The following is a 13,717-nucleotide window of genomic DNA, read 5'->3' as shown; positions in this document are numbered from 1 at the left end:
GGACGTCACCATGAAAGCGCTCATCGAAGGTTTTTTGAAGTTCCAGAACGAAGCGTTCCCGCAACGCACCGACCTGTTCAAACACCTGGCCACCACCCAGCATCCCGGCACGTTATTCATCACCTGTTCCGACAGCCGCGTGGTCCCCGAACTGCTGACCCAGCAAGAACCCGGGGAACTGTTTGTGATCCGCAACGCCGGCAATATCGTGCCCTCCTACAGCCCGCACCCGGGTGGTGTCTCGGCCACGGTCGAATATGCAGTCGCAGTGCTCGGCGTGACTGACATTGTGATCTGTGGCCACTCGGATTGCGGCGCCATGACCGCCATCGCCAAGTGCACATGCATGGATCACCTGCCCGCCGTCAGTGGCTGGTTGCAACACGCTGAATCCGCCAAGGTCATCAACGAATCCCGCCCTCACGCCGATGACGCGGCGAAGGTGAGTTCGATGGTCCGGGAGAACGTCATCGCGCAACTGGCCAACATCCAGACGCATCCGAGCGTGCGCCTGGCCCAGGAAAAAGGTCAGTTGAACCTGCATGGCTGGGTCTACGACATCGAGACCGGTTCGATCGATGCCCTGGAGGCCGGCAGTCGCCGCTTTGTGTCACTGGCCGAACACCCGACCACGTGTGCCATGCATGGCAAAGCCGTCGAAGCTGCTTGATGGGATGGGAGGCAGAACCTGGAAGGTCGGGCGCGACGAATGCGCTCGACTGAAGCGGCTCCCTGGATGTATGAGGCAAATGAATGGCGTGCCGGATCAAGGCACTTGCGGCGTTTCATACCACTGGCGAGACGGTGTTGGAAAACGCATTTTCTGCCGGATATCCGCCGCATTTGCAGCGCTGGTCAGTTGTTCCAGCAGCACGAAGGCGACTTCCGTTGCCGTGCCGGGGCCGCTTGACGTGATGATGCGGCCATCAACCACCACAGGCCAGTCGACGAAACGGGCGCCGGTTTCAACCAGCTGGTTTTTGCGCTTGCCACCGACCTGGTGATAGGTCGTGGCATCTTTGTCTTTCAGCACCCCGGCAACGCCCAGGCACACCGACGACACGCAGACACTGGCGACGGTTTTACCGGCCGCAACAAAGTGCCGGATGACCGCCAGAAACGGCTCACTCAAGGCCTCTTCATAGAAGCCCGAGGGTTCGAAACCACCGGGCAATGCCAAAGCGTCGAAGCTGTCGAGATCGACCTCGCTCAATAAATGAGCCGGATTGAACGATAACCCGAAGGTCGTCACGATATTCCGCCGGAGGCCGGCGTTGATCAATTCCACGGGTTGGTCGCCAAGCAGATTGGCCCAACCGAGCACATCGGTAAACGCCGCCATTTCCAGTGGCTCGACACCGTTGGCCAACAACATGAGGACACGTTTCATCGGGTACACCTCTCTGGGGAACGGCCAATCATCCGCCTTTGCTTCCAGCGAGAGAACACCCAAAAAACGCAATCCATTGTTGTTCGAGCTGAAATGCCCACACCAAGGCGCTCCCGGTTCACGGGAGCGCTGCACTCACAAGGTCGCCCTGATCAGTGATCGTCTTTTGCTGACGATGATGGCCGACGCTCGGCGGTTTCTTCGGCGTTGGGGGGAACCGGATTACTGCCTGGCGTGAACACGTGGGTCCGCAAATCCCTGGCATCGATTTCGACGACGCCCGGCACCGAACGGGCCAGAGCAACAGCCTGCTCACACTGTTTATGGGTGTTGACCCGACCGCTCAACGCCACCGTACCCGCAAGGGTTTTGACATGGATCTGCAGGCCGAGGCTGGGTTCTGCCAACGCCAGGGCCGACTTCACCCGGCCGGTGATCCATGTGTCGTGCACGACCGTTTCCAGATCGTGGGAGTAATGCCGAAAAGAATGAAGTTTCATGACGCAGCCCTCACTCAAGACACAGACGCAAACACACCTTAATTATAGTGCGATCGTTGCCTGTGCCAGGAATGTCAGCGTTTTACCGACAGATCGGTCTGGGTCATGCGACTGCGAATGGTGAACACCCCGTCTCCCGAAAGAATCGCACTGCGGGCAAACAGCCGACCGCTCTCCCAGTTCGAAAGCCCCAGTTCCGGCTTGTTCAGCGCATATTGGCCGTCGACCCAGCGGGTAATTCCGTTGCCCACAAACGGCGCGTTGACCGCGTTGTAGAAACGCTCATGCGCGGCCCCGTCTTCGCTGATCAGCGACACGGTGAACTGCGGGCTGTAGCGATTGAACAAGGCGATGGCGCTGTCCAGGTCATCGACGATCTTCAGGCTGACTTCCGGAGTTTCTTCCCATTCCCACTCGCGGCCCAACTGCTCCTCGGGCAACGGTTCGGCCAGCGCCTCGGTCTGGTAGCCTTCGGCGCGATACACCTCAACGCTGCCGGTTTGCCATTCAGTCGGCAACCACGACTCGCTGCCTTCAACGATGTGCAGCTTGCAACCCTGGCTCCGGGCGGTGCCCGCCTGCTGTAGGGCGTCGAGAAACAACGGCACTAGCTCAGCGGCGCGGTCGCGCTGGATCAGGCAGACGTTCAAGGTGTTGCAGACTTTGCGGTCCAGTGAATTGCGTACCACGGCGGCAAAGCGCTGGGCATCAGCGTCTTTGTCAGCGATCAGCCAGGCGCCACCAGTGCCGTGCAGACTGACAGCGGTGCCGGCCTGTTGGGCGATGCTGCCCAGTTGGCTGACCGCCCGCCCCGAACCCCGGGCCACGGCCAGCGACAAACGACGGTCGGCGAACATCGCCCAACCGGCGGCGTGATTGACGCTTTCCACCAACGACACCGCGCCGTTCGGCAAACCGGCGTCGCTGAGTGCCGGGTTCAATGCGTGAGTGACGATGGCCTGAGCGGTGCCCAACGCATCGCTGCCAATGCGCAGCACGGCGGTGTTGCCGGTGCGCAACACACCGGCGGCGTCGGCGAACACATTCGGTCGGCCTTCGAACACAAATGCGACGATGCCCAGCGGCGACACCACTTGCTCGACCTTCCAGCCGTCGTGCTCGACGCAACTGATGACCTTGCCGCGAGTCGCCGACGCATCGCGCCAGGCCCGCAGGCCGGCGATCATGTCGCGGCGCATGCGTTCATCGGCGAGCAGTCGCGTGGTGGAACGCCCGCGGGCCTTGGCGCGTTCGATGTCGGCCAGGTTAGCGGCCTCGATCAAGGCCCAGCACTCGGGGGTTTCCAGGCGTTGGGCAAACAGATCGAAGAACGCACTGATCGCCTGATCCGGGACGCTGGACAGCGCACTGAACGCCGCTTCGGCGCGCTCGATGGCGACGGCGGCCGCTTGCTGGTCAACCACCGGGATCAGCAACAACTCGCCACTGACCTGCTCGACCAGCAAATGGTCCCCGGGCTGAAAGCGCGCGGCCAGTTCGGGGCTGACGACAGTGACACGATTACCGGCAAAAGGGATCGGCGTGCCAGCGACTAGACGTTCGAGCGCAAGAGACATGAAGCGGTTTCACCATGCAGTGGGCGGCTGGAAAATGTATAGGAAAATCCAGGGAGCGTCATTAACCGCTCAGGCCCGAATGCCTCAGAACACCGACCAGCCAATTCGCTGGCTCAACAATTCCAGCGCCGCCATGCCGGCCAGCGAGTTGCCGGCGGCATTCAGTTCCGGTGACCAGACGCACACCGTGAACTGCCCCGGCACCACCGCGACGATTCCCCCGCCCACACCGCTTTTGCCCGGCAAGCCGACGCGGTAGGCGAAGTTGCCGGCTTCGTCGTACAGCCCGCTGGTGGCCATGATCGAGTTGACCTGCTGGGTCTGGCGCGCTGTCAGGATCTGTTCGCCGCTGTGTTTGCAGAACCCGTCGTTGGCCAGGAAGCAGAACGCCCGGGCCAGGTCCACGCAATTCATGCGCACCGCGCAATGGCTGAAATAGCTGCGCAACACGGCCTCGACGTCGTTGTGAAAATTGCCGAACGACTGCATCAGGTAGGCCATGGCCGCGTTGCGCGCGCGGTGCTGGTATTCGGATTCGGCGACCTTGCCGTCCACCATCACCTGCGGATTGCCGGACAAGCGACGGACGAAGTCGCGCATCGACAACGCTGGCGCGGCAAAGCGTGACTGGTTGATGTCGCAGATCACCAGTGCACCGGCATTGATAAAGGGATTGCGCGGGCGGCCGCGCTCGAATTCCAGCTGCACCAGCGAGTTGAACGGCTGCCCGGAAGGCTCGTGACCGAGGCGTTCCCAGATCGCCTCGCCGGAGTGATCGATGGCCTGCACCAGGCTGAACACCTTGGAAATACTCTGCACCGAAAACGGTGTATCGGCATCGCCCGCGCAATACAGCTCGCCATCGTTGCCATACACGGCAATGCCCAACTGATTGGCCGGCACCGTGCCGAGGGCGGGAATGTAGTCAGCCACCTTGCCCTGACCGATCAGCGGCCGGACGGCGTCAAGGATCTCGTTCAACAGCGCTTGCATGCCGGGTTCCGAAGTCTCGCCCCGTGGGATTGCGGGGACACGGAGGCTAGACGCTGTTGGTGAGCGCCGGATCACAGATGACCCGACCACAATCTCAACTTCACCCATCCCCCCTGTAGGAGCGCGCCTGCTCGCGATAGCTGCCTGTCAGTCGACATTGATGGTGTCTGACACACCGCTATCGCGAGCAGGCTCGCTCCCACAGGGGGTTTGCACAGGCTCAAGGTGTCGGGGCCGTGTATCGGAGTGTGTACAGACGCCCTTGCGACACACCCCATCCATAAAACCCCGCACCAAAGACACATCGCAGATACACCCGCTTGATGAACTGTGCGCGTCGATTGGCCAAGCCGATCAAAGCGCTCAACTCACTCAACGCTACGGAGTATCACCATGTTCAAGCTCTCGACTTCTTCCCTGACCCTCGGCCTGATCATCGCCGGTGGCCTGGCCCTGTCCAACGCGGCTTCGGCTTCCGAATCCGAAGCGTTCAGCATGAAACAACTGGCCCACGGCTACAGCCAAGCCCAGGCCGATACCGCGGAAAAACCGGCTGAAGGCAAGTGCGGCGAGGGTAAGTGCGGCGCCAGCGAGTAACCCGATTACGCGGGGCAACCGCTGCCCCGCCTTCCTGACTGAACGGAGATCACGCTCATGACCACCTCACTTTCATCGGCCGTGAAAGGCCTGCACCTAAACCTTGATCGTGCCGGCAGCTGGCTCGCGCCTTTGACGCTGCGGCTGTTCATTGCTTGGGAATTCTTCGAGTCGGGCCTGGAAAAATGGAACGGCGAGAACTGGTTCGCCGACATCCAGGACGCCTTCCCGTTTCCGTTCAACCACGTGCCGGCCACGCTGAACTGGGAGCTGTCGATGTGGGCGGAGCTGATTTGCGCCCTGGCCATCCTGGTCGGCTTCGGGACGCGGGTGTCGGCCATCATTCTGATCGTTGTCACGATTGTCGCGACCGCTGCCGTTCACTGGCCGGCCGATTGGTCTACATTGAGTGAGCTTGCCCAGGGTTACGCCATCAGCAACAAGGGTCACGGCAACTTCAAGCTGCCGCTGATCTACCTCGCCGCCATGATGCCGTTGTTGCTCTCGGGTGCCGGCAAGCTCAGCCTGGATGCACTGTTGGCTCGATTCTTCTGGCGTCGCCATAACCGTTGACCGACCAGAGTCTCGGGCGCGTCCTCCACTCCCTTGAAAACGGAGCAATCGCCATGAGCCTCACTCTCTACGGTTTTGACGGCAGTACCTATGTGCGCACAGTGAAAATGCTGCTTGCGGAAAAAGACGCGGACTTCGACCAGGTGCAGGTCAATGTGATCAAAGGCGAGCCGCATCTGCCGGAACATTTGGTGCGGCACCCTTTCGGCAAGGTGCCCGTCATCGACCATGACGGCTTTCGGGTCATCGAAACCGGCGCGATCATCGCCTATCTGGACGAAGTCCTGCCCGGGCCGTCCATCACACCGGATAACGCCCACGACCGCGCTCGCACTCACATGGCCCAGGGCATCTACGATGCCTATGGCTATGGCAACCTGGTGCAAGTGTTCGGCTACCATCTTTTTCCTGACTTCATTGGCGGTCAGAATGAAGAGGCGCGCCGCAAAGGGATCGAACATTCGAAACGGGTGTTGCGCGAGCTGATGAAAATAAAAGGCACCGATCCGTATATCGCCGGTCTTGAACCCAGTATCGGTGACTTTTACCTGGCACCGGGCTGCGCCTACATCGCGATGACGCCGGATGCGCCACAGGTGTTTTCGGTGGACGGTTTCGACGGATGGTGGAAACGTATGCAGTCTCTGCCAAGCTACAAGGCCACGCAGCCGAAATAAGCCTCAACCTCACTCACTTGCGTAGACAGGAGCCACCATGAGCGTAACCACCCAATGGATCGAGATCGACAGCGACGAAGGCACCTTCGGCGCTTACCTGGCGATTCCGCATACTCGCAAAGGTCCGGGGATCGTGCTGATCCAGGAGATCTTCGGCGTGAATGAACACATCCGCTCGGTCGCGGAGCAATACGCCGCCGATGGTTACCTGGTGATTGCGCCGGACCTGTTCTGGCGCAACGGCCACCGTATCGAACTGGGTTACGACGAAGCGGGCTGGAAACGCGCCGTCGAGCTGATGAACGCCACCGACATCGATAAGGCGCAGGACGACATCAAACTGGCCATCGAAGCGCTCGATGCGCAACCGGGCCTGGACGGCGGCATCGCTTCCATCGGTTATTGCTTCGGCGGCTTGCTGTCCTACCTCACCGCCACTAACGGCCTGGTGGATGTGGCCATCGCCTACTACGGTGGCGGCATCCAGAACCATCTGGACCGCGCCGATGAAATCGAGGTGCCGTTGCTGATGCACTTCGGTGAACAGGACAGCCACATTCCCCTGGAAGCGGTGGAGAAAATCGCCGAGCGTTTCGACAACAACGACAACGTGGAAATCGTCGTGTACCCGGAGGCCGAGCATGGCTTCAACTGCTCGCATCGCGACAGCTACAACCAGCGTGCAGCGGCTGAGGCCCATGGCAATACGTTGATCTTTTTAGGGCAGGAGTTGTAAAAACCGACGCCTATGCAAAAGGCACCTTCATCAAGCGATGAAGGTGCCTTTTTTCTGTGCCCGTGATGGCCCCATCGGGCAAGTCGGGTCGCCACATCTTTCAGGTCTGGCAAGCACCGTGTGACCGGCATTGGCGGTTCGGCCCTTATCGATGCGTTGAATTACGCGAAGTTCTAGCCAGAAGTGATGGAGCAAAATCCAATGTTAAAACTTCAAGCCGTTGTTAAGAGGGGCAATGCGATTGGAACCGTTTTACGGCCACACAGGCATGAGGATGGACATTACGTGGTCAGCATGACTCGATTCGAGAAGGACTATATCCGTGTCGCAAACCCGGATGAACTGCCTCTCTGGGTCGACAAAGGCTACAGCCTGCGAATGAGCAATCCTCATGTTTCCAATCACCGGTCACCCAGCCTTATCAGCCCTGCCTCAATCGAAATGCTCAGTGAAGGCACTTCGGGAGCTGATGGGGGTGCGCAACCGGTGTCCGGCACGTCATCATCAAAAATACTCGTTATGGGGTCAGGGGTCGTTGTGGTCATTGCAACCCTTCTCTACCTCTTCTGAGAAAGGCGCGTCACTCCTTGGCAAGGCGATATTCGACGTGGTTAGTGCCCCCTACTTCGCCGAACCATCATGCGGTTTATAAAACCGGAACATCCCGATTTCAGCGGTTTTGATGTACTCCTTGGCCCAGTCCGGTTTCACCGTGCGGTCATGAAAATACATCGCGCCACCGGTGCGATCCGGGAGCTGCTTGTTCAGCGCCTTGCGCGCGATTTCCTTGGCCAGGGCATATTGCGTCTCTTCCTGGACGGTGTCCGGGCGCCCGTCGCACCACCACGAGAACTGGCAGCTCTTGGTCTCGGAGCCTTGCTTGACCACCGCGCACACGGTGTCGGGGAAACCAGCGTGGCCGAGGCGGTTCATGACCACGTTGGCGACGGCGGCCATGTCGTCGGTGTCCTTGCCTTTGGCCTCCCAGTAGATGGAGCGGGCCATGCAGGTTATTGCATCGTCCAGCGGAGACTTGCCGGCGGGATCGACGGCCTGGACTTCGGATTGGGTGATCGCCTCGGATTTAGGCACCGGTACATCGGCGCTCTTGTCCGCGGCTTTTTGCTCAAGCACCTGAGCCTTGTCTTCAGCCACTTCTTTTTTTTGCTGCTGGTCGTCGGCAATAACCTGGCCTGCGACAAGGGTAATCACGAGAAACGCAACGGACCATTTGAAGGACATGATGGAGACACTCTGTTTGGCGTCGAGGGAAGCGCCCGTTTGGCGACTTGGCTTCAGTGTAGTAGCCAAATCATGTCAACCGCCGGACAACAAAGCGCAAAAAGGCATTGCGCGGCATGGGGTGGAATCGCGCATCATGGGCGCAGTCAATTCAAGGGAGATTTCCATGCGCGTCCTGTCATCCGCTATGCGTTTTGCCGTGTTGCCACTGGGGTTGGTGTTCGCCGCCACTGCTGTGGCCAGCGAAGAAACGCAATTGGTCGAGTCGATCAACGTTTACCGCAGCCAGGTACAGCGTTGCGCCGGTCAGGCGTCATCGGTGTTGCCGCCGCTGACGAGCGATTCGCGCCTGAACCTGTCGCCCAGCGGAGCTGTCGACTTGCAGCAGGCCATGGCTCAAGCGTCGTACCCGATGACCAACGTGCAAGCGATTATGTTGTCCGGACCGCGTGATGCACAGTCCGCCATGACGGCGATCAAGGAGAGCTTCTGCCAGGTCGTGCTGAACCCGCAATTCATCGACGTCGGTGTCAGCCACCAGGGTCGCGACTGGCGCATTGTGCTCGCGCGACCGCAATTGACCGCGCGCATGGGTGACGCCGCGGCTGAGGGCCAGAAGTTGCTGGGCTTGCTCAATACCGCCCGCGCCCAGCCGCGCCAGTGCGGCGGCCAACCGTTTGCCGCGACCACGCCGCTGGCCTGGAATGCGACGTTGGCGGCCGCGGCCGAAGCGCATACCCGGGCCATGGCGAATAACAATTTCTTCGACCACAAGGACCAGGACGGTCGCACACCGGGGGATCGCGCTGAACTGGCGGGATACACCTATCAGGAAATCGGCGAGAACATCGCTGCCGGGCAAGACACCCCGCGCAAGGTCGTCGATGGCTGGCTGGCCAGCCCCGGGCATTGCGCCAACCTGATGAACCCACAGTTCCGCGAACTGGGCGCGGCCTATGCGGTTGATCCAAAGAGTGACGCCGGGATTTACTGGACAGCCATGTTTGGTACGCAATAAAGGCGATGGTCAGAGCGGTGGTTCACCGCTCTTACAACGTGTGCTGGCGGTTACCGATGTCTTTGGCTTTTTCAACTGCCCAGGCCAAAGCGTCCTCCATGTCCAACAGATGCGGACGCGGGTCATTGTCCTCTTTTATGACCGAGCCATCCGGCCGGTAAACACCGATGAACATCTTCAGGGAGCCGTCCCTCAATATCTCGGCTTTCACGTCGATCCTGCATCCGTTGGATAGCGTTTCCTTGTGTTCCTCATGGCGTTCAGTCATCGCTGTCTCCCTCTCGTGGTGAATGGATCGGGCCAGAGCATTGGACGCGCAAGCCCTGGATCGGGGCTCGCGCCGTCATTCTTTCTGAGCGTAGTAGAAGATCGGCCGGGTCAGGACTGGACACTGATACAAGGTATTAACGCCGACAAACTTCACAGGACAGCGGCGTAATGCCACCTATACTCCATGCCACCAACCCCGTCCGGGGCCTGCACTACTAACAATAAAAAGCAGAGGTGGAACATGGTCTGGCAGCAAATCTACGATCCCTTTGGTAACCCGGTGCTTTCAACCATCATGGCGGCGGTGCCGGTGGTGGTGATGCTGGCGTCCCTGGCGTTTTTCCATATCAAGGCACATCTGGCAGCCTTGCTGGCCCTTGGCTCGGCGCTGTTGATTGCCATCTTTGCCTTCGGCATGCCCGCGGACATGGCCGGCTCGGCGGCACTCTACGGCGCCGCCAACGGCCTGCTGCCGATTGGCTGGATTGTCCTCAACATCATCTTCCTGCACCGGCTGACCACCGAAAACGGTTCGTTCAAAGTGCTTCAGGATTCCCTTGCGCGCATCACCGACGATCGACGCCTGCAACTGCTGCTGATCGCCTTCTGCTTCGGCGCCTTCTTTGAAGGGGCTGCCGGGTTCGGCACGCCGGTGGCGGTGACCGGGGCGATTCTGATCGGCTTGGGCTTCTCGCCGCTGGCCGCCTCAGGCCTGGCGCTGATCGCCAACACCGCGCCCGTGGCGTTTGGTGCACTGGGCACGCCCATCATCACCTTGGCCAAGGTCACCGGCCTGGATGAAATGGAGCTGTCGATGATGGTCGGCCGGCAGTTGCCGTTCTTCTCGGTGCTCGTGCCGTTCTGGTTGATCTGGGCCTTTGCCGGCTGGCGCAAAATGCTGGAAATCTGGCCGGCCATTCTGGTAGCCGGGGTCAGTTTCGCCGTGCCGCAGTTTCTGGTGTCCAACTACCACGGGCCGATGCTGGTGGACGTGATCGCCGCGCTGATCTCCATGGCGTGCCTGACCGGTTTCCTCAAGGTCTGGAAACCGGCCACGATCCACACCTCGGCGGCCCTGACTGGGCATGTCGACAACTCGAAGATCGACGAGGAGCATCAGCAAAAACCCGAGGCCAGCGGGACCTTCGCCAGTGATGCCAAACCGGCGGTGATGCGCGCCTGGATGCCGTGGATCATCCTCACCGTGTTTGTATTCGCCTGGGGCACTCAGGGCTTCAAGAACATGTTCGATACCCGCCCGGCATTCGATCCGGCCACCAATTCGGCCAAGCTCGACCCTCAGGGCAAACCGATGCGCGAAGCCAACCCGATCTTCGCCCCGATCGTGACCTTCACCACCATTCACCAGCAAATCGAAAAGGTGCCGCCCGTGGTGCCCGCGGCAAAAACCGAGGAAGCGGTCTACAAATTCACCTGGTTCACCAGCACCGGCAGCGGCATCCTCCTGGCGGCCATCGTCGGCGGCCTGCTGATGGGTTATTCCATCCCGCAACTGGCCCGCCAATACCTGCGAACGCTGTGGGTGGTGCGTTACTCACTCATCACCATCGTGGCCATGCTTGCGCTCGGTTTCCTCACGCGCTACTCGGGCCTCGACGCCACCATGGGCCTGGCCTTCGCCGCGACCGGCATCTTCTACCCCATGTTCGGCACCCTCCTGGGCTGGCTCGGCGTGGCGTTGACCGGCTCCGACACCGCCTCCAACGTGCTGTTTGGCGGCTTGCAACGAGTGACCGCCGAGCAACTGGGCATCAGCCCGGTGCTGATGGCCGCAGCCAACAGTTCCGGTGGGGTCATGGGCAAAATGGTCGACGCCCAGTCGATCGTGGTCGCGTCCACGGCGACTCGCTGGTACGGGCATGAAGGGGAGATTCTGCGATATGTGTTCTTCCACTCGATTGTGCTGGCGATCTTGGTCGGTGGGTTGGTGACGTTGCAGGCTTATGTGGCGCCGTTCAGCAGTATGGTGGTGGGCGGACACTAAACACATCGCTTGGTTGTTGCGGCGCGAGACCGATAATGCCGTCTGGCTCAAGCAGCATGCGGGTTATCGGCCGATTCTGCGTCGCGGCAATGATCTGAATATCCAGGCGACCAATGTCCAGACGGGCGCTGGCGTTGCCGGCGTCCTGTTTCGAAAACTGAGTCAGTGCGCCAAACGCTGCTTTACTGATTCAGATCCTGAACCAACGGGAAGTGCCCCCATGGAACGTCTCACCGCCAAAGACTTCGCCCCGGAACTGCTGGAGCTCTACGACTACTACGCCCACGGCAAGATCAACCGGCGCGAGTTTCTTGATCGAGCAGCGCTGTTCACCCTGGGCGGTTTGACAGCCAGCGCCCTCCTCGCCTCCCTGAGCCCGAACTACGCGCTCGCCGAGCAGGTTGAATTCACCGACCCGGACATCCTCCCCGAGTACATTTCCTATCCCTCACCCAAGGGCCACGGCAATGTCCGCGGCTATCTGGTGCGCCCGGCCAAAGCCACCGGCAAGGTGCCGGCGGTGTTGGTCGTGCATGAAAACCGTGGGCTCAACCCTTACATCGAGGACGTCGCCCGGCGCGTTGCCAAAGCGGGGTTTATTGCCCTCGCACCCGATGGCCTGAGTTCGGTGGGCGGCTATCCGGGCAACGATGAAAAAGGCAAGGAGTTACAAGCGACTGTCGATCCGGAAAAGCTGATGAATGACTTTTTCGCCGCCATTGACTGGTTGATGAAAAATGACAAGACCACGGGGAAGGTCGGCATCACCGGGTTCTGCTATGGCGGCGGCGTCTCCAATGCGGCGGCGGTGGCCTACCCGGAACTGGCGGCGGCCGTGCCCTTTTATGGCCGTCAGCCAAAGGCTGAGGATGTGCCGAAAATCAAGGCGCCGCTGCTGTTGCATTACGGCGAACTGGACAAGGGCATCAATGAAGGATGGCCGGCGTATGAGAAAGCGTTGAAAGCGTCGGGCAAAACTTACGAGGCATTCATTTACGCAGGCTGCAATCACGGTTTTCATAACGATTCCACGCCTCGCTACGATGAAGCCGCTGCGAAGCTCGCGTGGGACAGGACCGTGGCCTGGTTCAACAAATACCTGGTTTAGGCTGCTGTTTGCAGGTGTGGGCTACACCGTTATCAATTGCTTCGATCTTTTAAATCATGAAGCCGAATTTCTTATTTTTAAGCGGCGAGTTCAGGATGACGCCACTTCTGATTATTCGGGCGAAAGCTTCATGAACATCAATTTTGCGTTTGCGTGCTTGATCGTGGTGTCGTTTGCGATTGCCCTGGGGCATGGCTGATCGCTCAGGCGTGCGCTTGCACCACTTCGATTCCCAGCTTGCGATAGTCGTCGATGTCGCCTGACGCCACGTGACGCTCGGTAATCAGGGTGTGCAAACGTGAGCACGGCACGACGATGTACGGTTCCACCGCACCCAATTTGTCCGCCGTGGTGACGGCGATCACTTGAGAGGCACTGTCAAACAGCGCCTGCTTCACTGGCACCTCATCAAAATGCAGCGAGCTGATGCCGACCTCCGGATGAATCGCACAAACCCCGGTAAACAGCACGTCAGCCTTGATGCCTTGCAACAAGCGCACGGTCTCGTGACCGCTGACCGACATCGTCGCCAGGTTAAGTTGCCCACCCGCCAGAATCACCTTGATGCCAGGGTATTCCGCGAGGGTAATCGCGGTTAACGGCGATGTGGTGATGGCCGTGATGGAAATAGTCGAAGGCAAGGACCGGGCGATCTGCAGCGTGGTACTCCCCGAATCGAACATCACGATCTGACCATCCCGGACGTGTCGCGCGGCAAGTTGCGCGAGGTGCACTTTCACCTCGTCGGTTTCACCTACCCGAGTGAGGAAATCCTTGCCCGTATCCTTGGGCCGAGGCAGCGCGCCACCGTGCACGCGTTGCACCAGGCCGGCGCTGTGCAGCTCCGACAGGTCGCGGCGAATGGTGTCTTCCGAAACGGCGAAATGTTGGCTCAATTCCGAGGCCATGACCTTGCCGTCGCGCTCGAGGATCAGGAGGATTTTTTGCCGGCGCACGGAAGGAAGCTCGGTGGCCGAATGCTGATCTTGCATGTTTATGCCTGAGTTTGCGTGTTTGTGCGAGATTAGCCA

General features: G+C 60.0%; 16 protein-coding genes. 9 read left to right on the top strand and 7 right to left on the bottom strand.

The genetic code is table 11. From position 1 onward, the window contains the following. Positions 1–10: 10 nt before the first annotated feature. Positions 11–670, top strand: a complete 660-nt coding sequence (locus RHP74_RS12470) for a carbonic anhydrase (protein ID WP_311099688.1) — start codon at positions 11–13, stop codon at positions 668–670. Positions 671–766: 96 nt separating this feature from the next. Here the strand turns inward: RHP74_RS12470 and RHP74_RS12465 are convergent, their stop codons facing one another. The 4 genes from RHP74_RS12465 to glsB form a co-directional block, all read right to left on the bottom strand. Next, complete coding sequence (locus tag RHP74_RS12465) at positions 767–1,390, bottom strand: DJ-1/PfpI family protein (RefSeq protein ID WP_010459555.1); 624 nt, start codon at positions 1,388–1,390, stop codon at positions 767–769. A 152-nt stretch (positions 1,391–1,542) separates the two neighbouring features. Beyond that, positions 1,543–1,890: a BON domain-containing protein gene (locus RHP74_RS12460; RefSeq protein WP_077750141.1), complete on the bottom strand. Its 348-nt coding sequence runs from the start codon at positions 1,888–1,890 to the stop codon at positions 1,543–1,545. A gap of 74 nt (positions 1,891–1,964) precedes the next feature. Further along, positions 1,965–3,467: an aldehyde dehydrogenase family protein gene (locus tag RHP74_RS12455; protein ID WP_311099686.1), complete on the bottom strand. Its 1,503-nt coding sequence runs from the start codon at positions 3,465–3,467 to the stop codon at positions 1,965–1,967. 84 nt (positions 3,468–3,551) lie between these two features. Then, positions 3,552–4,460 carry a glutaminase B gene (gene glsB / locus RHP74_RS12450; RefSeq protein WP_010459549.1) on the bottom strand — a complete coding sequence of 303 codons (909 nt, stop codon included), beginning with the start codon at positions 4,458–4,460 and terminating at the stop codon, positions 3,552–3,554. Positions 4,461–4,853: 393 nt separating this feature from the next. Here glsB and RHP74_RS12445 point away from each other — a divergent pair, with 393 nt between their 5' ends. From RHP74_RS12445 to RHP74_RS12425, 5 genes are all read left to right on the top strand, one after another. After that, positions 4,854–5,057, top strand: a complete 204-nt coding sequence (locus tag RHP74_RS12445) for a hypothetical protein (RefSeq protein WP_010459547.1) — start codon at positions 4,854–4,856, stop codon at positions 5,055–5,057. Positions 5,058–5,114: 57 nt separating this feature from the next. After that, positions 5,115–5,630 (top strand): DoxX family protein, encoded by a 516-nt coding sequence (locus tag RHP74_RS12440; RefSeq protein ID WP_102595340.1) that lies wholly within the window; start codon positions 5,115–5,117, stop codon positions 5,628–5,630. Positions 5,631–5,683: 53 nt separating this feature from the next. Then, positions 5,684–6,307, top strand: coding sequence for a glutathione S-transferase family protein (locus RHP74_RS12435; RefSeq protein WP_010459543.1), 624 nt, complete (start codon positions 5,684–5,686; stop codon positions 6,305–6,307). Between the two features lie 37 nt (positions 6,308–6,344). After that, entirely contained in the window at positions 6,345–7,043 is a 699-nt protein-coding gene (locus tag RHP74_RS12430) for a dienelactone hydrolase family protein (RefSeq protein WP_010459541.1), read from the top strand. A 201-nt stretch (positions 7,044–7,244) separates the two neighbouring features. After that, positions 7,245–7,613, top strand: a complete 369-nt coding sequence (locus tag RHP74_RS12425) for a hypothetical protein (RefSeq protein ID WP_311099681.1) — start codon at positions 7,245–7,247, stop codon at positions 7,611–7,613. 51 nt (positions 7,614–7,664) lie between these two features. On the opposite strand, the gene RHP74_RS12420 is transcribed toward RHP74_RS12425, so the two are convergent. Continuing rightward, the gene (locus tag RHP74_RS12420; protein WP_010459537.1) at positions 7,665–8,285 is read right to left on the bottom strand and encodes a cell wall hydrolase; all 621 of its coding nucleotides are present in this window, start codon (positions 8,283–8,285) and stop codon (positions 7,665–7,667) included. Between the two features lie 166 nt (positions 8,286–8,451). Between RHP74_RS12420 and RHP74_RS12415 the strand changes: the two genes are divergently transcribed. Beyond that, entirely contained in the window at positions 8,452–9,303 is an 852-nt protein-coding gene (locus RHP74_RS12415) for a CAP domain-containing protein (RefSeq protein WP_311099680.1), read from the top strand. A gap of 31 nt (positions 9,304–9,334) precedes the next feature. Here the strand turns inward: RHP74_RS12415 and RHP74_RS12410 are convergent, their stop codons facing one another. Further along, entirely contained in the window at positions 9,335–9,571 is a 237-nt protein-coding gene (locus RHP74_RS12410; protein ID WP_010459533.1) for a hypothetical protein, read from the bottom strand. 243 nt (positions 9,572–9,814) lie between these two features. On the opposite strand from RHP74_RS12410, the gene RHP74_RS12405 reads away from it, so the two are divergent. Continuing rightward, on the top strand, positions 9,815–11,578 hold the full coding sequence (locus RHP74_RS12405; RefSeq protein WP_311099677.1) for an L-lactate permease: 1,764 nt from the start codon (positions 9,815–9,817) through the stop codon (positions 11,576–11,578). Between the two features lie 220 nt (positions 11,579–11,798). Beyond that, positions 11,799–12,686 (top strand): YghX family hydrolase, encoded by an 888-nt coding sequence (gene yghX, locus RHP74_RS12400; RefSeq protein WP_010459524.1) that lies wholly within the window; start codon positions 11,799–11,801, stop codon positions 12,684–12,686. 203 nt (positions 12,687–12,889) lie between these two features. Here yghX and RHP74_RS12395 read toward each other — a convergent pair whose 3' ends face one another. Beyond that, entirely contained in the window at positions 12,890–13,678 is a 789-nt protein-coding gene (locus RHP74_RS12395; protein WP_010459523.1) for a DeoR/GlpR family DNA-binding transcription regulator, read from the bottom strand. Positions 13,679–13,717: the final 39 nt, after the last annotated feature.

Origin of the sequence: Pseudomonas sp. SG20052 (assembly GCF_031766055.1) — a bacterium.
GTDB lineage: Bacteria > Pseudomonadota > Gammaproteobacteria > Pseudomonadales > Pseudomonadaceae > Aquipseudomonas > Aquipseudomonas mandelii.
This window is presented reverse-complemented; position numbering and strand designations above follow the sequence as displayed.